The 23,032-nt window shown below is 42.7% G+C and carries 21 protein-coding genes; 5 read left to right on the top strand and 16 right to left on the bottom strand.

All coding sequences use genetic code 11. The features are described from left to right. Positions 1 to 21: 21 nt before the first annotated feature. From mnhG to NL645_RS01435, 9 genes are all read right to left on the bottom strand, one after another. Positions 22 to 315, bottom strand: a complete 294-nt coding sequence (gene mnhG, locus NL645_RS01475) for a monovalent cation/H(+) antiporter subunit G (protein ID WP_054867462.1) — start codon at positions 313 to 315, stop codon at positions 22 to 24. After that, entirely contained in the window at positions 315 to 593 is a 279-nt protein-coding gene (locus NL645_RS01470) for a cation:proton antiporter (RefSeq protein WP_005392606.1), read from the bottom strand. The genes mnhG and NL645_RS01470 overlap by 1 nt, the downstream gene beginning before the upstream one ends. Then, positions 586 to 1,062, bottom strand: coding sequence for a Na+/H+ antiporter subunit E (locus tag NL645_RS01465; protein WP_053807862.1), 477 nt, complete (start codon positions 1,060 to 1,062; stop codon positions 586 to 588). Before NL645_RS01465 ends, NL645_RS01470 begins: the two co-directional genes overlap by 8 nt. Next, positions 1,059 to 2,555, bottom strand: coding sequence for a Na+/H+ antiporter subunit D (locus NL645_RS01460; RefSeq protein WP_253651032.1), 1,497 nt, complete (start codon positions 2,553 to 2,555; stop codon positions 1,059 to 1,061). The genes NL645_RS01465 and NL645_RS01460 overlap by 4 nt, the downstream gene beginning before the upstream one ends. After that, complete coding sequence (locus NL645_RS01455; protein WP_047008203.1) at positions 2,552 to 2,905, bottom strand: Na+/H+ antiporter subunit C; 354 nt, start codon at positions 2,903 to 2,905, stop codon at positions 2,552 to 2,554. Before NL645_RS01455 ends, NL645_RS01460 begins: the two co-directional genes overlap by 4 nt. Then, positions 2,905 to 5,574, bottom strand: a complete 2,670-nt coding sequence (mbhE, locus tag NL645_RS01450) for a hydrogen gas-evolving membrane-bound hydrogenase subunit E (RefSeq protein ID WP_253651031.1) — start codon at positions 5,572 to 5,574, stop codon at positions 2,905 to 2,907. The genes NL645_RS01455 and mbhE overlap by 1 nt, the downstream gene beginning before the upstream one ends. Positions 5,575 to 5,740: 166 nt before the next feature. Further along, the gene (locus NL645_RS01445) at positions 5,741 to 5,932 is read right to left on the bottom strand and encodes a hypothetical protein (protein ID WP_005392611.1); all 192 of its coding nucleotides are present in this window, start codon (positions 5,930 to 5,932) and stop codon (positions 5,741 to 5,743) included. Between the two features lie 110 nt (positions 5,933 to 6,042). Next, positions 6,043 to 6,978 carry a universal stress protein gene (locus NL645_RS01440; RefSeq protein ID WP_046875927.1) on the bottom strand — a complete coding sequence of 312 codons (936 nt, stop codon included), beginning with the start codon at positions 6,976 to 6,978 and terminating at the stop codon, positions 6,043 to 6,045. Positions 6,979 to 7,374: 396 nt separating this feature from the next. Beyond that, the gene (locus tag NL645_RS01435; protein WP_253651030.1) at positions 7,375 to 8,094 is read right to left on the bottom strand and encodes an SDR family oxidoreductase; all 720 of its coding nucleotides are present in this window, start codon (positions 8,092 to 8,094) and stop codon (positions 7,375 to 7,377) included. Between the two features lie 135 nt (positions 8,095 to 8,229). On the opposite strand from NL645_RS01435, the gene NL645_RS01430 reads away from it, so the two are divergent. Then, positions 8,230 to 9,138, top strand: coding sequence for a LysR family transcriptional regulator (locus tag NL645_RS01430; RefSeq protein ID WP_253651029.1), 909 nt, complete (start codon positions 8,230 to 8,232; stop codon positions 9,136 to 9,138). A gap of 92 nt (positions 9,139 to 9,230) precedes the next feature. Here NL645_RS01430 and NL645_RS01425 read toward each other — a convergent pair whose 3' ends face one another. After that, on the bottom strand, positions 9,231 to 10,004 hold the full coding sequence (locus NL645_RS01425) for a helix-turn-helix domain-containing protein (RefSeq protein ID WP_226420831.1): 774 nt from the start codon (positions 10,002 to 10,004) through the stop codon (positions 9,231 to 9,233). Between the two features lie 99 nt (positions 10,005 to 10,103). Between NL645_RS01425 and NL645_RS01420 the strand changes: the two genes are divergently transcribed. Then, the gene (locus NL645_RS01420) at positions 10,104 to 11,240 is read left to right on the top strand and encodes a multidrug effflux MFS transporter (protein ID WP_253651028.1); all 1,137 of its coding nucleotides are present in this window, start codon (positions 10,104 to 10,106) and stop codon (positions 11,238 to 11,240) included. Positions 11,241 to 11,356: 116 nt separating this feature from the next. Here the strand turns inward: NL645_RS01420 and NL645_RS01415 are convergent, their stop codons facing one another. The 4 genes from NL645_RS01415 to NL645_RS01400 form a co-directional block, all read right to left on the bottom strand. Beyond that, complete coding sequence (locus NL645_RS01415) at positions 11,357 to 12,460, bottom strand: alpha/beta hydrolase (protein WP_253651027.1); 1,104 nt, start codon at positions 12,458 to 12,460, stop codon at positions 11,357 to 11,359. 613 nt (positions 12,461 to 13,073) lie between these two features. Beyond that, complete coding sequence (locus NL645_RS01410) at positions 13,074 to 13,652, bottom strand: hypothetical protein (protein WP_309248901.1); 579 nt, start codon at positions 13,650 to 13,652, stop codon at positions 13,074 to 13,076. A 169-nt stretch (positions 13,653 to 13,821) separates the two neighbouring features. Next, positions 13,822 to 14,394: a hypothetical protein gene (locus tag NL645_RS01405; RefSeq protein WP_264301655.1), complete on the bottom strand. Its 573-nt coding sequence runs from the start codon at positions 14,392 to 14,394 to the stop codon at positions 13,822 to 13,824. A gap of 285 nt (positions 14,395 to 14,679) precedes the next feature. Next, positions 14,680 to 15,609 (bottom strand): LysR family transcriptional regulator, encoded by a 930-nt coding sequence (locus tag NL645_RS01400; protein ID WP_006741107.1) that lies wholly within the window; start codon positions 15,607 to 15,609, stop codon positions 14,680 to 14,682. Between the two features lie 266 nt (positions 15,610 to 15,875). Between NL645_RS01400 and NL645_RS01395 the strand changes: the two genes are divergently transcribed. Together NL645_RS01395 and NL645_RS01390 are read left to right on the top strand one after the other, a co-directional pair. Then, positions 15,876 to 17,717, top strand: a complete 1,842-nt coding sequence (locus NL645_RS01395) for a 2-oxoacid:acceptor oxidoreductase subunit alpha (RefSeq protein WP_253651026.1) — start codon at positions 15,876 to 15,878, stop codon at positions 17,715 to 17,717. Further along, positions 17,707 to 18,705, top strand: coding sequence for a 2-oxoacid:ferredoxin oxidoreductase subunit beta (locus tag NL645_RS01390; protein ID WP_085343961.1), 999 nt, complete (start codon positions 17,707 to 17,709; stop codon positions 18,703 to 18,705). The genes NL645_RS01395 and NL645_RS01390 overlap by 11 nt, the downstream gene beginning before the upstream one ends. A 184-nt stretch (positions 18,706 to 18,889) precedes the next feature. On the opposite strand, the gene NL645_RS01385 is transcribed toward NL645_RS01390, so the two are convergent. Beyond that, the gene (locus tag NL645_RS01385) at positions 18,890 to 19,534 is read right to left on the bottom strand and encodes a CatB-related O-acetyltransferase (protein ID WP_047008178.1); all 645 of its coding nucleotides are present in this window, start codon (positions 19,532 to 19,534) and stop codon (positions 18,890 to 18,892) included. 94 nt (positions 19,535 to 19,628) lie between these two features. Further along, a complete protein-coding gene (gene ampC / locus NL645_RS01380) occupies positions 19,629 to 20,780 on the bottom strand; it encodes a class C beta-lactamase (protein ID WP_199804274.1) in 1,152 nt (383 codons plus the stop codon). Positions 20,781 to 21,139: 359 nt separating this feature from the next. Between ampC and NL645_RS01375 the strand changes: the two genes are divergently transcribed. After that, positions 21,140 to 22,543 carry a PLP-dependent aminotransferase family protein gene (locus NL645_RS01375; protein WP_253651025.1) on the top strand — a complete coding sequence of 468 codons (1,404 nt, stop codon included), beginning with the start codon at positions 21,140 to 21,142 and terminating at the stop codon, positions 22,541 to 22,543. The last annotated feature ends 489 nt before the right edge of the window (positions 22,544 to 23,032 follow it).

The following is a 23,032-nucleotide window of genomic DNA, read 5'->3' as shown; positions in this document are numbered from 1 at the left end:
ATTGGTTAAACAAGAAAAAACTTAATCATTGCGCCAAATCTTATATCCGACCTCTCGCATTGCTCTGCCGAGCAAGTGGGAGGCGACAGGCGCCGTGAGAACGATAAACAACATCGTACCGATAACTCGGGAGATCACGGTGACTTCAGGAATTGAGAGGGCAACCGCTAGTAGTAAACAACTAACTCCAACGGTACCGGCTTTGGTTGCGGCATGCATTCGGGTATATAGATCTGGCAACCGCAACACACCTAAACTAGCGCTTAGGATCAATAACGTCCCTAAACATAAAAACAGCCCAATCAACACATCCATTATTCTTTCTCCTTCCTTTTAACGATCAAACGCGCAAATGCGATTGTGCCAAGAAATGCGACCAAACCTAATGTAATGGCGATATCTAACAAAGCATCCTCACCACTGTCTAAGGTGTAAACCGTAATAAAGCCGATGGTGATAAATGAAATCAAATCTAACGCCACAACTCGGTCAGCCAGCGTTGGTCCTAAAATTAAACGGAAGAAAGCCATAACAAAACTGAGTAATAGCCCTGCATAGGCAAAAGTGACACTTATTTGCAGCCAACTATCCACGCGTCACCTCCAAAATTCGATGCTCTAATCCGTTTTTAATTCCACGGATAACTTCTTCATGCTCAGGCGCAAACATGGCATGAACGATAAGATGCTTTTTATCAGGCGTAACGTCCAAACTGAGTGTGCCCGGTGTTAAAGAAACCATATTCGCAAGTAAGGTGATTTCAAGGTCGGAATCGACGTCCAAAGGAACATAGACGATATCTGGCTGGCTCAAATGCGTTGGCGTCACGACATCCCACACGACTCTTGCAACCGATATGATCATTTCATAAGCGAAGTACACCAGTAACTTTAATGCCGACGCAAAACGTCGAAAGTAGCTGGTTTTTAATCCAAATGGTTGGCTCAACCGTAAGGCAAAAAAACCGACCGTAAATCCGACAACAAAATTCAGACTCGAATAGCTGCCGTTTAACATCATCCATGCCAATGCTAAGAAAAGATTGAGGAATAGATAGATCATAGATTTCCTCCCAATACCGCTCGAATGTATTCATTCGGATTTAACAGTTGTTCAGCGGCTTGAACAGAAAACTGATAAAAAGGCTCCGCCACCAAGCCTATGATCAACGTGAACATGGTCAATACGGCAATTGGAACGCAATACAACCAATGTACTTTGACTTGCAGAGTCTGTTCTGTTCTCTCCCTAACTGGCTTTTTCCAGAATGCCTCACTCCAAATTTTCGTCATCGAATAGACGGTAAGCAGCCCCACCAATAGCGCGGTACCTGCTAACCAGTAATATTCAGCCTGTATGCTCGATTTGATGACCAAGAATTTGCCCCAGAAACCAGAAAGCGGCGGAAATCCTGCCAGAGAAAACGCAGGGACAAGAAACAAGAACGCTAACCAAGGCATTGCTTTATATACCCCGCCCAAATGTTCAAGTTGACTAGAGCCATATTTGCGCTCAATAAAGCCACCGATTAAGAACAAATTCGCTTTTACAATGATGTGATGAACAATGTAGAAAATAGCGCCAGCCAAAGCTAAAGGAGTGTAAATCGCTAATCCCATTATCATGTAGCCTATTTGGCTAATAATGTGAAAAGAAAGAATTTTCTTAATGTCGAATTGACTTGCCGCCCCCAACACGCCCGTTAACATGGTGAGGCCAGCAATCCAAATCAACGTCGGCTGCCAACCACTCTCGGCGAGCGGAAATACCAATGTGAAGACTCGTATTAACGCGTATACGCCGACTTTAGTAAGCAACGCAGCAAACAGCGCAACCACACCACTTGGTAAGGTGTGATAAGAAGCTGGCAACCAAGCAAATAAAGGAAATAGTGCCGCTTTGATAGAAAAGGCAAACAAAAACAAGGCGGACAACATCATGTTGATGCTCAGTTCGCTCTCTCCCGCTTTGGTATAGAGATCGGCCAAGTTCAAGGTGCCCGTTGCGCCATACAACAAACCGATGGCAAGTAAGAACACTAGCGTCGAAATCAGGTTCAACATCACATACTTCACTGCCCCATCAATTTGAGTTTTCGTTGCATCTAATACCATTAAACCAAATGACGCGATGAGCATGACCTCGAACCAAACATACAGATTAAAAATATCTCCGGTGAGGAACGCGCCATAAACACCAGCAAGCAACACGTGCGTCAACGCATGGTAATTGCTATAGGAAGATTTTCGGTGAAGGTCCGCCATGGCATAGAAAACACATATCGCACCAATCACTGCCGTAATCATCACCATGGCAACGCTGAAGTAATCTGCGACAAAGACGATACCAAACGGTGCTTGCCACTGGCCAAAAGCAACGGCTTGAATACCATTACTTATGATGTTTTCTGTGAGAAGGCCTGCGACGACAAGGTTCAAAATCGCACTCGCGCCACTTAACCACTCAGCACTTTGTGTTGAGCGACGTACAAAGAAAATGGTCAGCGCCGTACTCAATGACAGAACAACAGGTAACGTCAGCAAAATCGAACTCATTGACCCTCCTCAGAACGTTTCATTTCATCGACGTCTGCGGTTCCAGAATCTTTATAAGCTCGATAGAACAACATTAAAGCAAAAATAAGTAGCCCAAAACCGATGACTATCGCGGTTAAAATCAGCGCTTGAGGTAATGGGTTTGCCGCGCCATCTGGTGGAAAAAGTGCATTATCGCCAATCAGTGGCGGCTCTCCAGGAGTCAGCCTTCCCGCTGTAAAAATAGCAAGGTTAACCGCACTACTGAGTAACATGATACCGAACAAAAGACGCAAGATATGCTTTTCCAGCATTAAATAAACACCTGCGGCGACAAACACTCCAACGACAACACTCCAGACTATTTCCATCACTCTAGCTCCTCATTAATACGAAGCAGCATACCCATCACGCCACCTATAACGGCAAGGTAAACACCAACATCAAAAACCAACGGCGTACCTAGTGGTATAATATCTTTCCACCACAACCCGGTTAAAAACGGTTTATCAAACGCAAAGCTTAAAGCACCAGATATTAAGCTCAATGCGATGCCAGATAACGCAATGAAAAACGGCTTGAAATACAATCTAGAACGAACGTATTTCGGTGATTCCGCGAACATGAGAAGCGATAAGCCAATAACGGCAATCAATGCACCAATGAAGCCACCACCCGGTTCGTTATGACCACGTAATAACAGATACACTGAGAACACGAGCATGAGCGCCGCGACGATATGTGCCGTGGTTGCAAAAATTAATGATTGAATACGGTTTTGCTTTTTCGCTCTTGTCTTAAGCAAGCTCACTGCTGCAATCCCAGCAATGACAACGACGACAACCTCTCCCAATGTATCAAACGCACGAAAGTCGACGAGAATGACGTTGACAATATTGCGCCCATGCCCGCCTGAGACACTATTCTCCGCAAAGAAATCCGACACCGATGAATCCATCGGCTGGGACGTGATTCCTAACAAGAGGAAAGTAATCGAAACACCTATCACGCCCGCTATACAAACATTCGCCAATTTGCGTTTTATTGAATGCTTGGGCACGGTGGTTAAACGCGGCATATGACGCATTAACAATGCTAAAAAGACCACCATTAATGTTTCCACTAACAGTAAAGTCTTCGCGACGTCCGGAGCACTGTAGATCATAAAAACAAGCGTGGTCATAAAACCAATCATACCTAGCGCAGAAATCGCAAGAAGCCTTGAGTGAGACAACGTACATACGATCGCTGCACCAATCAGCAATAAGGCAATGCCAATCTCATAGAAAGCCACGTTTGAAAGCTGCTCTAATAAAGGCAGAGGAATAAATGCTACCTGACCAAGTAAAGCGACGGCGAGTACCGCGAAAAATAGCAGGACATAACGACTCAACTTCTTTTGCTGCAACAGCGCCGTTTGCCACTTCGCCAGTGTCATCATGCCATCTAATAGTCGTTCAAAAACATTCTCCGCTTTGGGGACGAATAGATGTAACCGCTGAAAAAATGCAGACACAGTAGGATAAACACGGTACACCACATACCCCAATACTAGCGTGATAACGCTTAGGACCAGCGGTACATTCACACCATGCCATAATGATGTCGCTTTAATATCGGCTGCAGGCAGAATGTCAGCAGAGCCAGGAAAGATGATGTGGTGATCTAACCAATTTAAACCGACTAACGGAACGATGAGACTGCCAAGTGCCAGGAGCAAAGGCGAGATCCACATGGCTTTTTTTGTCTCAACTGGCTTCGTTTCAATTGGCACGAGATCACGGCGAGCAAAGAATGGTCTCGCAATAAGCATAATGGTTAGCGCAACCATCAATATATTGACCATTAAAAGTACAAAGGCGATCCAGTTATTGAGCTCTACTGCGGATTTGTACATGTATTCTTTGCTCAAAAAGCCTAACAACGGCGGGAATCCCGCTTTAGACAATGCAGCCAAACTCCCCGCAACCATGCTGATGACGAGCACTGACTTCAAGCCGTACAGTTGATCAATATCTCGTGTTCCTGTCGCTTTGTCGATATTGCCCACCACCATAAACAGCGCTGCTTTATAGAAAGAGTGAGCGAGAATAAACATCAATACTGCACTCACGGCCAAATCTGTGCCCATACCTAACAATAATGTTAGTTTCCCCAAAGCCACGTTCGTGCTGTAGGCTAGCATCAGCTTCAAGTCAGTTTGTTTTAATGCGACAAACGTGCACCAAACGGCGGTGATACTCCCTGTGATCACTAAGGCATAAAACCAAACCTCGCTATGAGCATAAACTGGCGATAAACGTGCTAACAAGTAAATGCCCGCCTTTACCATTGTTGCCGAGTGTAAATACGCACTGACTGGAGTGGGCGCTGCCATCGCGTTAGGTAGCCAAAAATGAAACGGGAACTGCGCAGATTTGGTAAATGCACCAAGTAGTATGAGCACGAGAGATGGGATAAACCATTCATGCTGCGCAATAGTGTCTGCCTGCTCGATAATGGTATTTAGCTCATAACTCCCTGCCATTGCTCCCAGCAAGATAAGGCCAGCTAACAACGCTAATCCACCAGCACCGGTAACGATCAACGACTGCAGTGCATTTTTTCGTGACGTTTTGTTTTCGTGATTAAAACCAATCAGCAAGTAAGAAGTGATGGTGGTGAGTTCCCAGAAAACGAACAACAATAGGATGTTATCGCTCATCACAATCCCTAGCATGGCAAGCATGAATAGGGTTAGGTATAAATGAAAGGAAAATCGGCTATCACTCTCTCGTAAGTAAGCCAAAGCGTATATTTGGATCAGTGCGCCAATCCCACTGATCAGCCCGGCAAAAAGGAACGACAGGCCATCTAACCTAAAGCTGAAGTTAATATCGAGGCCAGGTATCCATTCCGCATTCCAGCTTACGCCTGCGGGTGTGTAGATGTAAAAAAGAAAAGAGAAGATTAAAATTGGCAGCACAGGGAAAATCAGTAAGACCAACTGATTATCGGGATTTTTCGGCAGGTTTTCTTTACCCGTTATGCTATTCAACATCGCAGCCCATTCATTTTTATAAGAAAGTTCGCCCTATTTGGCGCAAAGATAAAAAGCTCCACTTGATTGTTTTAGCCCAAGCATTTCAAAAAAGATCATAAAACCAAGGGATAAGTAGCAATCAGCAATCACTGAATGCTACTTAAAGGAACGTTAATACAAACAGCTACTTACTGTCCGCTACGGTGTAAGAACGTAGATCACTACTTACGTGTTCTCGACTGAATGTGTATGGATTATCGTCATCAGTTAACTCGAACGCATCGTAGGTGCAGTCACCGATATCATTTCTCGGACAAACATAAACGTTCGAACGTTCTATCATTTCTGTGTGGCATTTCGGGCATAGGTTTTTCATGTCACTCTCCTCTGATAACTTATTGATACACTGATAATTCCATGTTCTAGAACTCCGTCTCCCTCCTTTACCTAAAACAACCACTTAAACCCAGGTTTGTTACACACCAATTACTGAATCGGCGATACAAAACCATCGGGCTTAAGAGCGACCAAACTACAGTTTATAGATTGCAAAATATTTTCAGCCGTATTACCAATGACGTAGCCAGATATCCCAGTTCTCGCTAAGGTACCCATGACTAGAACGTCCACTTCTATGCTTTCTACGTAATCCGGGATTTTTTCATCAGGCTTTCCGTGTAAATGATGAATCACAATTTCACCCGTAATCCCCGACTCTTCCAGCAGTTGTTGTAGAGCTTGTTTATGATCGGCTTTTGCTTTGTCGAGTTCATGTTTCAACTCAGCATCGTCGACTTGAATCCAAGCATTGTCATGTAGGTAATTCTCTAAGTAATATTCCCAGCAAGAAATCACATGTAAACGACTGTCACAGGTGTCGGCTATTGAACGAGATAATTCAAGTAAACGCACCGCTAATGAGTGCTGTTCATCGCTCGCCGTTAACGGATCTATAGCAACAGCCACACGGCGTTTGTCTCTCGGCTTATCAATCGGTCGGTGTAACCATAATGGACAAGGACATTTGCGTAACAGTGTCATATCAATGGCTTTGAAGCCTTCAGCGCCTTCACCGAGTGGTTCAGCTTCTTTGATGATAAGATCTTTGTTGTCAGCTAATGCTTCTTTAATGATACAGACAGCGGGTTTTTCACTGCTTTTCACAGTAAGAGGAAATGCCAGATCATCTTCAGAAAGATCGAGCTTCTGTCTGTATTCCTGAATGCTTTGTTTGAGGGAGTCTTGTAGCGATTGCTCATAACTTTGCTGATACTGGAGCATATCCGCGGGGAAATCGGGGCACGCAATTAGCCCTGAAACAGGTACTTTGTTGCTGGATGCGATCCTCATCGCTTGTTCGAGCGCCTCACTATGACCAGGCAATCCTTGTGTTGCAAAAAGTATGTTCGCGAATCGTTTCATACACACCTCCTTGTTTGGTTAAATATTAACCACCCACAAAGTATAATACCTAACGGATAATTGTAACGGCTTGTGACGTTGATGAAATCAATTCTCATTAAGCTATGGATATTGCTTCATTTTGCTTTACGTCACCTTCTCCTTTTCTTTACGACTGTGGCCCGCTGACCCCAATAGAGCGACATACTAAAAATTGAGACCAAATAAAAACCCAAATTACTCAAAGTTTTTTCTCACCTTGAGTAACTTGGGTATAAGCAATAACACACTTAGGCTACGGACTTAAATGGGTAACCTAAATTTTCATACGACTTAGTTGAAAGATGCCATATCAATCACGAATCGGTGTGCAAATATTCACAGCCCTAATGATCCAGAAGTCGCTGTAAATTAATGTTAAGGTTGCTGTTTTGTCGGTGCCAAAGCAATTTCGCGAACACATACACCTTGCGGTTGCTGATAAGCAAACAGCACTGCTCGTGCAATATCGTCGGCTGCCAACACGCCCCCCATATCCTCTTTCCAAGCATCATAGCCATCTTTAATATCTTGAGACGTAGTATGTGAAAGTAATTCAGTTTCCACAGCGCCAGGTGCAATAGTCGTAACGCGAACATTCGATGATGCGACTTCTTCACGTACGTTTTCAGAAATCGCATGAACCGCAAATTTGGTACCACAGTAAGCGGCATGATCAGGAAATGTTTTCTTGCCCGCAACAGAGCTGATATTAATGATCGTACCACTGTTACGCGCTTTCATCGGTGCTAAAACGGACTGCATACCATTGAGCAAACCAAGTACGTTCACATCAAACATACGCTTCCACTCCGATGCGTCCTGAGTATCTATCTGGCCTAGAAGCATAACGCCTGCGTTATTTACAAGTGCATCTACCGGACCATACAACGCTTCAGCTTTCTCAATTGCCGCCTCAAAAGAAGCTTTGTCGGTCACATCTACCTTTTCACAAAGCGTATTTGGTAAGTTTAATGCTTCTAAACGTTCTACACGTCTTGCTAACAAAAGAAGAGCATGGCCCTGTTCACTGAAGTGACGTGCAATCGCTTCACCAATGCCTGAACTAGCGCCTGTAATAACAATTAACTTTTTCATTTTGAATCCTTAATAGAACGGTTTACCTCAGTGGCGATAAGTTTAAGAAAACTTTGTTTGTTGATATATACCGACCTAGTTGAAACACTGTTGTTATACTGCAACAATACTTTTTTGAATTACGCAGAAGTCATCATGCAAACACACATCAACCTTGCGGATATTCGCTCTTTCGTCCTAATCGCTCAACTAGGAAACTTCACGAAAGCAGCAGAGCAACTTGGCGTTTCTCGCTCACACGTTTCACGTCAAATAACAAATCTGGAACAACAGATTGGTGCCACTTTGCTACAAAGAACCACTCGAACACTGAAGCTCACCGAAGCAGGCAAGGTTCTGTATAAACAGTGTGAAACCGCCCTTCACAATATTGATCAAGCTGTTATGGCAGTGGTTGATGATGTAGAAGAATTAAGAGGCGAAATTCGTATCAACTGCGTGGGGGGTTATTTAGGGGAAGACGTTGTCGCAGATATCGTTGCTCAGTTTCTAATCCAACACCCACAAGTGAACATTAACTTAGATTTTAGCAGCCATCGTGTCGATTTAATCGCGGATGAATTCGACATCGCTTTTCGAATGGGAAAGTTAGACGACTCCAACTTTATCGCTCGCAAACTGATTGATGTGGAAATGGGGACGTACGCAAGCCCAAGTTATTTAGAAACATATGGCTATCCTTCGCATCCAAAAGACTTAGAAAAACACATTTGTTTGACAGGTAGTGTGACACGCTGGGCATTCGAGAACACAAATACAAAGCAGTCAACGGAACACCAAATACGTGGGCAGTTACGATGTAAAAGCGGCAGAGTAATGATAAAAGCAGCCTTGGCGGGAAATGGGATCATCCGTGTGCCAGCACTTTATTGCCAACAAGAACTCCAGACGGGCAAGCTAAAAGAAGTGTTTACCGACTGGAGCATTCCGAGTGTGGAGTTTTCACTCCTTTATCATCACGACCGACATCAACCAAAACGCATCCGAGCCTTTGTTGATTTTGCTACTCAATATTTTCGTCAGCTGCCGAGTAAGCACAAGTAAAGTGCTCGATAGAATTTCCTATGTGAACCAATATATACGGAATCTATAGAGCCCAGATTTGTACTAAAGAAATACGTAAGCATCGTGATGTTTTAAGGTCTAGTTTTCATAAACATTAGCGGAGTTTGCCCAGTTTGCTTTTTGAAAAATGCAATAAAAGCACTGTCTGACGAAAACTCCAGCCAATCAGCAACGGCGCTGACTTGCATTCCCGTTGATAACAATTCAACTGCTTTTAAGAGCCTCCACTGTTGACGCCAATCTTGATAATTCATGCCCGTTTCCGACTTAAATAATCGTGTTACCGTCTTGGTACTTGCCCCCACTTTGTCTGCAAGAGTAGTAAGCGAAGGAGCGAGAAATGAAGGTTCCACCACCTCTTGGCGAAACGTTGCTAAACGCCGATGTGATGGCAAAGGCAACTGAAACGAATAACGTTTCGCAGCATAAAACTCCTCCCAGAAGAGTGCTGTCGTATTTATCATCTCGCTCTTACGCTTATCCCACTCCCAGAATGACATTTTATCAATGAGAGCTTGGAGTAAAGTATTCACTTCTATCATCGTGATCTTACTCGGACACGCAAACACCTCACAATCAAAATACAAAGATCGATACGCAACCACATTCGTCATCAGTGCGCGATGCGGCGTATTAGGTGGGATCCAAACCGCCTTTGTCGGGGGCAAAATACAAATCGAGTCTTTCAGAGCAAAACTCATACAACCTTGAGGTGCGTACAATAACTGCCCTTTCTTGTGCTGATGCATGCCTGAGTCGTGCTTGCCAATATCCGCAGCAATTCCCACTACACAATTAGAAATTTTGTCTGCGTCAAACTGTGTTTCTTCGTCAATAAGTGCCATTTTGTCCGAATGTTGATGTATTTGGTTTTTATGTTGTTATTGGCTCAATCATAGCCTCATTTATACTGCCCGCCAACTTCATTAACAATGGGTAACAATATGAATACTAAGCCCTCTTTATGGCTCATGCTGGTTATGTTGATGTTTCCGCAAATTGTAGAAACCATCTATAGCCCAGCGTTGAGCTCAATCGCTCTATCATTTGATGTAAACCACGCACAAGCAGCACAAACACTGTCGATTTACTTCCTAGCGTTTGCCATTGGCGTCGTTGTTTGGGGAGTGCTCGCAGATAAACTGGGAAGAAGGCCTACCATGTTAATTGGGCTCTTTATCTATGGTTTTGCGTCTTTACTCGCAACTCAAACCGAGAGTTTTGCTGTTGTCATGGCTGCGCGAGCCCTGAGCGCATTTGGTATCGCGGTAGGTTCCGTTGTCACACAGACCATGCTTCGTGACGCGTTTGACGGCCAAGAACTGAGTAAAGTCTTCAGCTTAATGGGGATGGGTATATCAATCAGCCCGGTAGTAGGCATGCTATTAGGCGGGCAGCTTACAGCGCTTGGTGGATACCGTTATGTGTTTTTTGCCTTGTTTTTAATCGCGTTATTATTGCTCGCTTATAACGTTATTAAGCTTCCTGAAACACAGAAGGAACGGACACCAGTACGGTTGCGTCAACTTAGCTGGAAAATGGTAAGAGACGCGCGAATTTGGCGCTCAGGATTACTGGTTGCTTTGTATAACATTGCTCTATTTTCTTATTACCAGCTTGGCGCATTTACTTTCTCAGCACTTGGGTATAACTCCGAACAATTTGGATACAGTGGCATGGTACTGGGGTTAGGCACTCTGCTTGGGAGTTATTTAAACAAATCCCTAGTGTCTAAAAATGTTCGAAAAAGCCAACTACTTTGGCTCTCAGCAGTATTGCTTAGTTTGGGATCAGTCGGTGTGTTGATTCTGAGCCAATCAATCTGGTTTGTTGCTCCAATGATGTTAGTCGTCATGTCGTATGGAATTGCGATACCCAATATACTCAGTGACGCACTCGTTGATTATAAACAACAGGTAGGTAGCGCAGGCGCTTTATTTGGGCTCATGTACTACATCATGATCGGGACGGGATTAGCGATGGCTGGAACAGCACAAAACTTAAGTGTCATCCTATTAACATGTAGCTGTTTAGCGATTTTATTAGCGTTTTCTACAAAACAAGTTCATACCGACTTGTGAGTATAATAATGAAATACTCTCCGTAATGGTTCACCGAGAATCTAGAGAATTTTTCAATCAATAGGAACTGAGGAGCACAATAGTAACCGCTCCTCAGTTGTCTTCTAGAGGGCGATCTAAACTAAATTAACCTTAAAGAAGCTCTCTAATTTATCAAATGGGATCACATCCAATTGATCATAGAGATCCGTATGATTCGCATTTGGAATGATCATCAATTCTTTAGGGTCTGCCGCCGCTTCATACGCCGTTTCACTGAAATAGCGAGAGTGCGCCTTTTCGCCATGAATGAACAACACTGGGCGTGGAGATATCTCTTCAATGTAGGTCAGAATTGGCATATTCATAAACGACAGCGGCGTTGTGAGTGTCCATGCAGCATTTGAGTTAATCGCTCGTGGATGAAAGCCACGTTCAGGAGACTTGTAATAGGCTGCATACTCAATAACAAATTGGGGCTCACCTCCAACTAACTCAAGCGATACTGGCCCGTAAGTAGGTGTTCCATTTTCGGCGTCTTCCCATCGTTGCAGGCTTAGCTGCTCTAACGTTTGCGTGCGCTGTTCAAACGTCGTACTGTCGTTATAGCCTTTAGACATTACACGGGTCATATCATACATCGTACTGGTTGCAACTGCTTTGACGCGTTTATCTGCAGCAACTGCGTTTAACGCCATGCCGCCCCAACCACATATGCCTATCACACCAATTTTCTGACGATCAACGTCTTTCTGTAGGCCAATAAAGTCCACAGCTGCGCTAAAGTCCTCTGTATTGATATCAGGTGATGCAACGTTTCTTGGTTCACCACCACTCTCTCCGGTATACGACGGATCAAACGCTAAAGTAATGAAGCCTCGCTCGGCTAATGTTTGAGCATATAACCCTGAAGACTGCTCTTTCACAGCGCCAAATGGACCACTAATGACGATAGCCGCAAGCTTGCCACTTTTATTTTTAGGTTGATAAAGATCCGCTGCCAACGTGATGCCATAACGGTTTTTAAAACTCACTTTGCGATGTTGAACTTGGTTACTTTTCGTAAATGTTTTATCCCAGGTGTCACCAAGATTTATTTGCGTCTCAGCTTGAACGGAACTCGTTGAGAGCGATCCGACTCCCATAGCAACCACGCTGGCACCTGTCATTTTCATCATATTGCGACGACCTTCATCAGGTTCATCTTGGTAACTTGCTTGATTGTCGTTCTGGCTTTTCATGGTAGACACTCCTAATTAACGTAACACACGATGAGTACAGTACGCGGAGGCTTTATCGCTCCTACTTTACTGACACGTACATTGTTGCAACTTTCGTATTTTTTCGTTAACCAGATACTACGCATTGCTTGCCTAATCTTCCGAAGATTGGTCTAAACCTGCCATAACGGTAAGTGCCTAAGTCAATTAGTCTCAGGGGCTCACATGAGCCACTCTCATCGCAAAACTATGAAATTTACCTAAAGCTTGATAATCGTTGTGAAACCATCTATCAAAAACTTTCGCCCCAAAATCGTTCCTCCGACAAAGCTATGACATTTTCAAACCATATGTTAACTAAATGCTAAGGGGTACTGATAAAACTAGCAAAGTACTTACTAAATAATAAAGTGGCTCGCTCGTTATGCCAAAAATTCAAATATCACTTTATTTTCAAAACCAGCTATTGAAATCTGCAAAGTGTATGGGGGTTAATAATCCTGTTCTACGTGCGAAGTACTCTAACCAACGGCGAATGGCTCCGAATACCACCTATAGCTATCGCATTCCAGAGAGAGCACATAAATTATGCACCAGCGTGCACTAATAGTTAAAATGATTGGTGATAGCTACGTTAATTAAATGATTCTGTCAAATTAGAAGAGAATACAAGCCCATTAAGCTGATTTTGTTCACATATAACCTTGAACTTCTCAGTACAGTATAAGTTGCCGGCCCCTTCTAATCTCGATTTAAAGATCACTTTATCTTTTACATCGTCATCAATGAACACAAGGACCTCTAACCCGTCCGAGCTTCCATATGAGATCTTTTCTATACATTTTTGTCTATCTTCTTTTCCAAAAGTCAGCGATGTATATAAATACCATTTCTCGCCTTGATAGTTAACAGGTAAAAACTCCCCGCCCTCTGATAGATAAGTATTCAAGATTTCATATGCCCTCGGAGATAAAACAAGATATGTATGCAACCATAAGCTAATATCAGGTAATTCAGAATTTTTTGTTAACACGTCTTCAAACTCGACTACCGCAGGCTTCCAAATACCTTTCAGAGATTTATTTTCAACACCCTGTAATAAGATCTTCTTAAAATAATTGAAATCCCCCAGCTGGGTAGCGACTTCATCGGGACAAGTGCACATCGTCTGAAACACATGTAAATTATCGTTAATCTTATAAACCGTCATCATCTTTTCCAAGCTTCACTCTTACCTTCCAATAAGTAAATGTTATCCTTTAAGTCTATTTTGACTCGAAATAAGTTCACTTCAAAGTGCTGATTACGAAGAATTGCATTATAAAATTGGCGTTAATACAAGAGGTCATTTTTGATAAGTCAATTTCTTGCCGACCGATTAGTTAACTAAATGGGTCTGTCAAACTAGATGAGAACACAACTCCACCTAAATCATTTCTCTCGCACAAACTCTTAAACGATTCCGTACAATACAGAAAGGTCGGTCCTAGCATCTTTGACTTAAAAACGGCCTTTTCCGTAACACCGTTTCCATTAAACACTAACACCTCTAAACCTGCTAAGCTACCATATTCAAGTTTTTGGACACACTTGTCTTTATCTTCTGGCCCAAACTCCAATGGTGTATATAAGTACCACTCCTCTCCTTGATAACGAATCGATAAGAACTCACCTACTTTGCTCAGTGGTTCTTTTAAATATGCATAAGATTTAGGGGAAAGCACTAAGAAAACTCGTAGCCATAAACTGATATCTGGAAGTAATGAGTCTTTCTTGAGAACATCTTCAAACTCAATATCCACTTCACCCCATATACTTTTTAAAGAAAAGTTTTCTAATGGCTGCACAACGATTTTTTCTATTAAATCTATGTCACCTAACTGCCTAGCGACAGAACTAGGCGTAGTGCTCACAATTTTATATTCATTGTGACAGTCGGAAATTTTATAAATCATTATAGGCCTCTTCAGTACTCATTTATCCTTTCAGGTATGGTCTTAGGATATATTCATTTTTTCAAATGATTTTTTACTGGAAGGAAAGAAGCTATAAAGGACAAGCTAACAAAATAAAAGAGTCTCTCTACCTTAATGAGGCTGGGATTCCAACGGTGCTGATGGTGAAGCGTAACTTCTCAACTCCGTTACGACTTCAATTCCGTGTTTAAGCTTGTCAATTAGCCATGGTCATATTACATTTCGACCTGTCACCACTTTCCAGTTTCAGAACAAAGAAGAGCTTTAATGGTTCAGCATCCAACTGCTGTTGATCGCCTCTCCCTGCTCATCAAGTTTATGAATAATATAGTCGATAAACACTTTTACTTTCGCGGGCACAAACTTACGACTTGGATAGTATATATAGACACCTTGACCATCGGTTCTTTGAGGTTCAGAAACCAACATCAGTTTACCTTGCTGTACTAAGTCTCGAGCAAGATATTGGGGCATCAGTGCAATCCCTGCTCCTAAACTCGCTAAAGAGGCCATCGCATAACCATTGTCTACTGTCACTTGATGTGTAGGACTAAATTCTACTAATTGCCCATCTAAAGGCATCGTCAAGGTAAGCAAGCGCCCCGATTGTTTATAGCGGTACATTATCCATTTGTGCTGGTTAAGCGCTTCAACACTCTGAGGCCGACCAAACTTCTTTATGTACTCCGGACTGGCAAACATACCCATATCAATAGGACATAATCGCCTCGCAATTAAGTTGCTGTCATTTAGTCTCCCGCTTCGAATAGCAACGTCCATCCCACTCTCCAATATACTGGTGTATTCATCGGAAAAGCTAAGATCCAACTTCACTTCAGGGTAACGTTCGCAAAACTCTGGAATCAGCGGAGTTATATAGTTTTGCCCGAACGATAAAGGAAGGCTGACACGAAGTGTACCAAACGGAGATGCAATACTTTGATGAAGCTGCTCTTCACTACTTTTGAGCAAGTTGATCACTTCTCTTGCCGTCTCAAGGTAGTTAAACCCCGCTTCAGTGAGCTGGAGTTGACGTGTTGTACGGTGCACTAAACGAACACCCAAATCCTGTTCTAGGCGAGCAATCGCTTTACTAACAGTAGAAGGCGACTGCCCTAATTGATTCGCGACTGCTGTAAAGTTCCCTAAGTCCACAACAGATACAAACAACTTTATTAATGACAGCTTATCCATAACGCTCACAATTAATGAAAAATAATCACATCTAATATGACAGAAAAAGTATTTTTGTGTCATGCAAACTTTTCTAGTATTTCGGAAAAGCATACCTAGCTATGGATATTTCTACTGACCTCAGAGACGACAAATAAAGCCAACACCATTAACTCTACACTCAAAATGCTCAGGCTTACGGCATTTTCTCCTACCTTTAATTCCATTGCATCTCATTAAATGCAATGAAACATACTGAACCTGCTCTAACACGGTAAGAGGTTTTAATGACAAGAATTCAACTTAAACGCGAAGTGATCTGTTTTGCTGGCGATTCTGGAGATGGTATCCAATTACTTGGAGAACGCTTTTCAGACAACTCGTCGAAACAAGGAAACGATGTCATGACGTTACCTGATTATCCTGCTGAGATACGGGCTCCGGCAGGAACCACATCTGGAGTATCGGCTTTTCAGATGCAATTTGCCTCAACAGAGATTTATACTCCTGGCGACGATTTTTCAGTCTTAATCGCTCTGAATGCCGCTGCATTAAAAACCAAAATCTCACAACTCGTTGAAGGCGGTTTGGTGCTTATTGATCTCGATGGTTTTAATAAAAAAAACCTTGAGCTTGCTGGCTATGAATCTAACCCATTGAGCGATGGTAGCCTCGCAAATTACCGAGTGATTAGTGACAGTTTTACGCGTTTAACCGTTCAATCTCTTTCTGAGTTAAACATAGCGCCTAAAGTAGTGAAGCGAAGCAAAAACTTTTTTATGCTTGGTATTGTTTTATGGATTTACAGCCGTCCGCTAGAACCGACCATTGAATGGCTAAATAATAAATTCGCTGACAACTCGCAAGTGAGAGAGGCAAACACTTTAGCCATAAAGTCGGGATTTAATTATGCTGAAACAACCGAAATATTCAGCGACTGTTTTCAGGTTGCTCCCGTAGCAGATAAAACTGGCTTGTATCGTACTGTTTCAGGGAACGAAGCATTATCGCTTGGGTTAATATGCGCAGCAGAAAAACTCCAACGCCAGCTATTTTTGGGCTCGTACCCCATAACACCCGCCTCAGATATTCTACACACGCTATCAACCTATCAACACTTTGGGGTCACGACATTCCAAGCAGAAGATGAGATTGCAGCTGCTTGTTCAGCTTTAGGCGCATCTTATGCTGGCGGTTTAGGAGTCACATCAACGTCCGGCCCTGGATTATGTTTGAAAGCAGAGACCATTAACCTTGCCGTAATGGCGGAGTTGCCAATGGTTGTTATCAACGTACAACGTGGAGGCCCCTCCACGGGTCTACCGACTAAAACAGAGCAATCAGACTTGCTTTTGTCTTTGTATGGTAGAAATGGGGATTCACCACTCCCAGTGTTGGCTCCTGCCTCTCCTGCAGACTGCTTTGATATGGCAATCGAGGCCTGTCGAATTGCCACTACATTTATGACGCCAGTGATCTTATTGAGTGACGGTTACTTAGCAAACGGCTCCGAATCTTGGCTCGTGCCCAACCCTGATGAGATTAAGCTCACTGCCGAGGCAACAAAAGCAAACATAAGCCCGTTTTATCCCTATGCCCGTCATGACGTGTATTACAGCAGAGAGTGGGTCACGCCTGGTACAAAAGAGAAAATGCATCGCATTGGAGGATTGGAAAAGCAAGCGATTACAGGCAACCCTTCTCATGATCCTGAAAACCACCAGCGCATGACTGATGAAAGAGCAAAAAAAATAAATAACATCTGCCATTTCATCCCTAAACAAACACTAACAGGCAGTACTCAAGACTCACTGCTAGTGCTAAGTTGGGGAGGCACGCAAGGTTCTGTGTCGACCGCAATTGAGCATCTGAGAAAGCAAGGCGCATCGGTTGCCCACGCCCATATTAAGTATCTAAACCCGTTTCCAAGCAATTTGGAAGAGATCATTAGCCAATTCAAACATGTGCTTGTTTTTGAGTTGAATAACCAACAACTCGTCAAAGTGATTCGCTCACAATATGCCATTTCTGCACGCTCCGTAACCCAAGTTAAGGGGTTACCATTCAAAGTTCACGAGGTCATTGAGTCTATTAACCACCACCTGAAGGATATTAAAAATGACGACTAAGGTACTCAACCGCAAAGATTTCGCATCTGATGTTGAAGTCAAATGGTGTCGAGGCTGTGGTGATTTTAACGTATTAAAAACGATGCAATCCGTTCTAGCACGATTAGGTCGAACTAAAGAGAACACCGTATTCATCTCAGGGATTGGCTGCTCATCTCGTTTTCCTTATTATCTCGATACTTATGGATTTCATACGATTCACGGCCGTGCCCCTGCCATCGCTACTGGTGTAAAAGCTAGCAATCCAGAGTTAGATGTTTGGGTTGTAACTGGCGATGGTGACGCACTGAGTATTGGCGGTAATCACTTTATTCACGCGATTCGACGCAACCAAGACATTAAAATTTTGCTTTTTAATAATGCTGTCTATGGACTGACCAAAGGCCAATTTTCCCCGACAAGCGAACAGGGCTTCATTTCTAAGTCGAGCCCTGAAGGCTCTCCCGATCAAGCGCTTAAACCTCTGGCATTAGCAGCATCCGCAGGTGCTACGTTCATAGCACGAACATCAGACAATGATCCTACACACATGACGATGGTGTTAGAGGCTGCCGCCGCGCATTCGGGCACTGCTGTGGTTGAAATCCTACAAAACTGCGTCATTTTTAACGATAAAGTGCACGAACCTTACAACGGCCCAGCCAATAGAAGCGAACATCTACTTTATCTCTCAGATAATGAACCGTTATTGTTTGGTAAAACACACTCAAAAGCGTTGATCAATAGAGGGTTTGGTTTCGAGATTGTCGAATCAGAGGCCCCGAACCTTTTGCTCCACTCCAGTCAATGCGAGGAGTCATACTATGCTTATGCGCTTGCTAACTTGAGCTATCCAGACTTTCCCGTACCCGTGGGCGTTTTTCGTTCAGTGACTCGACCTACTTTTGATCAGGTCATTCGACATCAAAAACACCAAGCAACTCTAAAATATGGTCAAGGCGACTTAACCGAATTGCTCAAACAAAACAGTTATGAGCGTCTCTGCTAACAATTGAAAGAGCCAGCTATTGAGGTAACCTTCCCTGCAAAGATGAAACTAAAAGGTTTCCGATTCTAGTTGGCGACTTGCTGAATGATGAGTTGATAAGGAAGTGTGGTGGTTGCAGAGATCCATCACACTAAAAAGAGGCTCTATAATGAGCCTCTTCTGTTTTTTTAAAATAGTGACATCGTCACTCTTCTGAATGGTTTCTATCGTATTCAGCGCTTGCCTTTTTCAGCCCTTCTAAATCGTCTGAACATAACAACCTCTTCAGACTGTCGATTTTCTTATCAGGCCAATCATATATCCTAAGAGCGAGCAGTTCGTCTATCGTCTCTCGAGAAAAGCGATATTTGACATGCTTAGCTGGTGAGCCTGCAACCATGCTGTAAGGCTCAACATCTTTCGTCACCACACTGTTTGCCGCAACGATTGCTCCTTCTCCGATAGTCACACCCGGCATTATCATGGATCGCATACCGAGCCAGGCGCCATCGCCAATATGAGTATCTCCTTTCCCGACGTACGCTTCTTCAATAAAGTCCATAAATGGGTACAAGGAGAACCAATCAGCTCTATGTGTACTATTTCCCCCCATAACAATCACAACTTCCGCTGCAATACAGACAAAGTCACCTATATGTAACTTATCAATCTTCCATTTTGGTTCCCAATCTCGGCTGAACTCATCGCCTTGTAGATATCTTACAACGGACTCCTCAAAACCGGCGTCCCAACAATCACTGTAATAACTATGTTTACCTTTAATCGTTATATTTGGATTCGTAACAACTTCATGTAGCAAAGTCACCTTAGACCAATGCTTAGTTTTCATGAATACTCCTATAAATACTATCGAATAAAACAATGCAGATAGTATGTATCTAAATAAGCGCTAATAATTACGTAGTGCCTATTACCACTAAAATTTACTTCACCACCGAGCTAATAATATTATAAGCAGCCTCTACTCTTTCTACATTAGGGTAGTTTTTATTCGCCAGAATCACTATGCCTATTTTTTCAGAGGGTACATACGCAACATATGCCCCAAAGCCACCTGTTGAGCCCGTTTTGTTATACCAAACGTCACGACCGAGAGTACCGGATTCACTTGCTTGAACTGGTTTAGCGTTGAGAATTACGTCGCTGGAGTTACCCTTCAATAATTGCGAAAGTGAAACGGGGTAATCATAACCTTCCCACCCTACGGCTTGTGTAAACGTGTCGGTATCAAAATACTTAGTATGAGTTCGCTCTAGCGCATTTTCTATATCCGTATTAAGTTGCGCTTGACCCATATTTGCTTCGATATATTGAAGCATATCTAAGCTTGTTGATTTAATACCATAGGCTTGTGCATCAAGAATACCTGGATTAACTCTAACGGGTTTTCCCTCAGAACTATAACCAAAAGCATAGTTGTTAAGCTTATCCTTTGGTACATCGACAAACGTATTGGTCATACCGAGCTCAGGTAGGATGACGGTTTCCATCATTTCCGTATAGTCTGACTTCATACTCAAGGCACCGATGTAGCCAAATAGACCAATACTAGGGTTTGAGTACTTCCTCTTCGTACCGGCTTCGTACTCCGGTTTCCACGTTTTGTAGTACTGCATCATTTCAGCGTCGTTCGTTACTTCGCTAGGGAATTGCAATGGTAGACCACCTGCAGTGTAGGTTGCGACATGCACTAGTTTGGTATTACCCAGGACACTATTTTCTAATTCTGGAATATAATCTTTGACCTTGTCATCCATGTTCAACTTACCTTTTTCTTGGGCGTACCCAGTCAAAGTAGCGGCAAAAGTTTTACTGATAGAGCCGAGTTCAAAAATAGTGTCGTTAGTGACTAAACTCCCCTTACTTTCGTCAGCGAAACCGTAATTGTAAAAATAACGCTTACCATCAATCGTTACTGCAATAGCCAACCCCGGAATATCGTATTCGTTCATTAATCCTTTAGCACATTCATCAACTACGCTCTTTAATTGACTGCTAACCGTTAACTCCGTTTTCGCAAACGTGACGAAAGACGTGAGCGATAAAATAGCCACCAAGGCATTGTTTAATTTCATTGAACCCTCAATTTTTAATTTTCACTTATAATTAATTTCTAGTTTATTCCAAGGCTTTTAGCTTTTTATATAAAAGTAATCCTGACTTGAATAACTCCAATCGTTAACCCCCGATGAATAACACTGTGTCTTCAAATTTTTAGTGCGATATAAACAGGTTTAAACCTGATCACCGTTGATAGGTAGGCCGATTAGATACGAATGTAAGTAACATCCGTTTGCAAAATGAGGAAATAGTGTACGCAAATGCGCTTTCTCCATACCAAGATAACGGTATACTAGGTAGATATACTTGGTATATACAGATCCACATCCTCACAACGCTTTAGAACCATTTTTCAACGTCTACAGAGAAAACGATGCCATTTTCACTACACTTCGAAACTGGAAAAGTCACCAGCCAACAGCTTTATTCCGAGATATACCAAGGGATATTAGAAGGCAGATTACGCTCAAATGAGAGATTACCGTCGACTCGCATGTTGTCAAAAAAGTTAGGCATAGCAAGAAACACTGTCATTTCGGTGTATGAGCGACTTCAGTTCGAGGGGTGGATAGTAAAAAAAGCAGGGTCTGGCACGTACGTAAGTAATGCTCTAGAACAAACGGTGAATCAAGATAAGAGACCAATAAAACACTACCAACTAGGGGTGTTTGGCACTAACGCAGCGAAAAAGCCAGAGATCATCACACCGAAGAATCTAGACTATGACTTCACTTTGGGCGTTCCTGATCATCAGAGAATAGCAAAGCATATTTGGCGACACTCAAGACTGAGTAGGCTCAATGCATTAACTCCAGAGTTTGCACATGGTGGTGATTTGCAAGGACTAGCTTGTTTACGAGAGTCTATCTGCGAGTATGTAAGACATTCGAGAGGCGTAATCTGTGATCCTGAAGACATCATCATTACGCAAGGGTGCCAGCAGGCAATAATGACGACTCTCCTTACATTACTCTCTCCCGGGGATCTCGTGTCGACGGAAGATCCAGGATATCCTGTTTTTCGAAATCAAGCTCGATTACTTGGCGCGCAAATAGGCACCGTGCCGATGGACGACCAAGGCGTTGTCGTTGAATCAATCCCTTCTAATACCAAAATTATTTATACAACGCCTAGTCATCAGTTCCCTTTAGGCTTTAGCTACTCAGTTGAAAGGAAGTTAGAACTGCTGAGATGGGCAGAAGTTAATAACGCAATCATTATCGAAGATGATTATGATGCGGAATATCACTATCTCAATACCAGTAAGCAAGCTCTCAAGTCACAAGACAAAAATGACTGCGTCATAATGATAGGCAGTTTCTCTAAAATACTATTTCCCGGCATACGCATTGGATATATGATTCCACCAAAGTCTTTAATAGAGCCAATTTCAAATATGTTATGGCACTTGGGAAGAAGTACATCTGTGGTGTCTCAAATCCTACTTGACGAATTCATGCGTGACGGTCATTTCTCTCACCATTTACTCAATATGAATAAAATCTATAGCGAAAGGTATCATAAACTCACTCAATTAATTGACAACATAGATTGCTTACAACGTATTCCAAGCCAAGGTGGATTGCATATAGCAGCTGAAGTATCGGGATGCGCGACACAAATGATGAATAAGCTTGCTTCATCCAATGTAGCGGTTTACCCATCATCGCATTTTTCTATCAACAATCATTCTAATGCCCTCTTATTTGGGTTTGGCATTATCCCTACCCAAAAAATAGAAAAAGCATTTGATATTATTCAATCAGTATTGGATTAAAGCAGATATAAAATTATCGTTTTGATAGGTATCAATTTATCGTCGTGTTATCACCAGCAGAGTCAGAGCAACTGCGAGCTTGGAACGCTTTTCAACTCAATAAGGGTTTACTACGAATTGTGTCGCTATAACCCGCTTGGTTTGCTTCAGCCCCAAAACTATATTTCTTCGACTGTAAACGTACTAGGTTCAAAGTAAAGCGACGTATCACGCTGACATTTTCAGCGCCCCCAACAACACTATTACGTAAATCATCTTCTTTTAAGTTCACATCTAGTATTCAATGAACCTTATTTTTCTAATATCGAACGGATAGTAAGTTCTGCTTAACACTCTATCAATCACTATCTTTCCCTAGATGTTAAAGAAGAAAAGACCTCAAGATAATTAAGGATTTTTCATGGACTATTGATCTACATAATAAAGAGCACAATCACGCATTAATCTCCAGTAATTTACCATACCGCTTCATGATCACTTGGGATACAA

It is taken from the genome of Vibrio sp. Y51_MX_L26 (assembly GCF_024181935.1).
Taxonomy (GTDB): Bacteria; Pseudomonadota; Gammaproteobacteria; order Enterobacterales; family Vibrionaceae; genus Vibrio; species Vibrio diabolicus.
The sequence above is the reverse complement of the archived record's forward strand: the minus strand, read 5'-3'. Positions and strand labels throughout refer to the sequence as shown.

Bases quoted from the DNA above. Each gene is read 5' to 3' on its own strand.
- mnhG (WP_054867462.1), bottom strand. From the start codon at position 315: ATGGATGTGTTGATTGGGCTGTTTTTATGTTTAGGGACGTTATTGATC.
- NL645_RS01465 (WP_053807862.1), bottom strand. From the start codon at position 1,062: ATGATCTATCTATTCCTCAATCTTTTCTTAGCATTGGCATGGATGATG.
- NL645_RS01460 (WP_253651032.1), bottom strand. From the start codon at position 2,555: ATGAGTTCGATTTTGCTGACGTTACCTGTTGTTCTGTCATTGAGTACG.
- NL645_RS01455 (WP_047008203.1), bottom strand. From the start codon at position 2,905: ATGGAAATAGTCTGGAGTGTTGTCGTTGGAGTGTTTGTCGCCGCAGGT.
- mbhE (WP_253651031.1), bottom strand. From the start codon at position 5,574: ATGTTGAATAGCATAACGGGTAAAGAAAACCTGCCGAAAAATCCCGAT.
- NL645_RS01445 (WP_005392611.1), bottom strand. From the start codon at position 5,932: ATGAAAAACCTATGCCCGAAATGCCACACAGAAATGATAGAACGTTCG.
- NL645_RS01440 (WP_046875927.1), bottom strand. From the start codon at position 6,978: ATGAAACGATTCGCGAACATACTTTTTGCAACACAAGGATTGCCTGGT.
- NL645_RS01435 (WP_253651030.1), bottom strand. From the start codon at position 8,094: ATGAAAAAGTTAATTGTTATTACAGGCGCTAGTTCAGGCATTGGTGAA.
- NL645_RS01430 (WP_253651029.1), top strand. From the start codon at position 8,230: ATGCAAACACACATCAACCTTGCGGATATTCGCTCTTTCGTCCTAATC.
- NL645_RS01425 (WP_226420831.1), bottom strand. From the start codon at position 10,004: ATGGCACTTATTGACGAAGAAACACAGTTTGACGCAGACAAAATTTCT.
- NL645_RS01420 (WP_253651028.1), top strand. From the start codon at position 10,104: ATGAATACTAAGCCCTCTTTATGGCTCATGCTGGTTATGTTGATGTTT.
- NL645_RS01415 (WP_253651027.1), bottom strand. From the start codon at position 12,460: ATGAAAAGCCAGAACGACAATCAAGCAAGTTACCAAGATGAACCTGAT.
- NL645_RS01410 (WP_309248901.1), bottom strand. From the start codon at position 13,652: ATGATGACGGTTTATAAGATTAACGATAATTTACATGTGTTTCAGACG.
- NL645_RS01405 (WP_264301655.1), bottom strand. From the start codon at position 14,394: ATGATTTATAAAATTTCCGACTGTCACAATGAATATAAAATTGTGAGC.
- NL645_RS01400 (WP_006741107.1), bottom strand. From the start codon at position 15,609: ATGGATAAGCTGTCATTAATAAAGTTGTTTGTATCTGTTGTGGACTTA.
- NL645_RS01395 (WP_253651026.1), top strand. From the start codon at position 15,876: ATGACAAGAATTCAACTTAAACGCGAAGTGATCTGTTTTGCTGGCGAT.
- NL645_RS01390 (WP_085343961.1), top strand. From the start codon at position 17,707: ATGACGACTAAGGTACTCAACCGCAAAGATTTCGCATCTGATGTTGAA.
- NL645_RS01385 (WP_047008178.1), bottom strand. From the start codon at position 19,534: ATGAAAACTAAGCATTGGTCTAAGGTGACTTTGCTACATGAAGTTGTT.
- ampC (WP_199804274.1), bottom strand. From the start codon at position 20,780: ATGAAATTAAACAATGCCTTGGTGGCTATTTTATCGCTCACGTCTTTC.
- NL645_RS01375 (WP_253651025.1), top strand. From the start codon at position 21,140: ATGCCATTTTCACTACACTTCGAAACTGGAAAAGTCACCAGCCAACAG.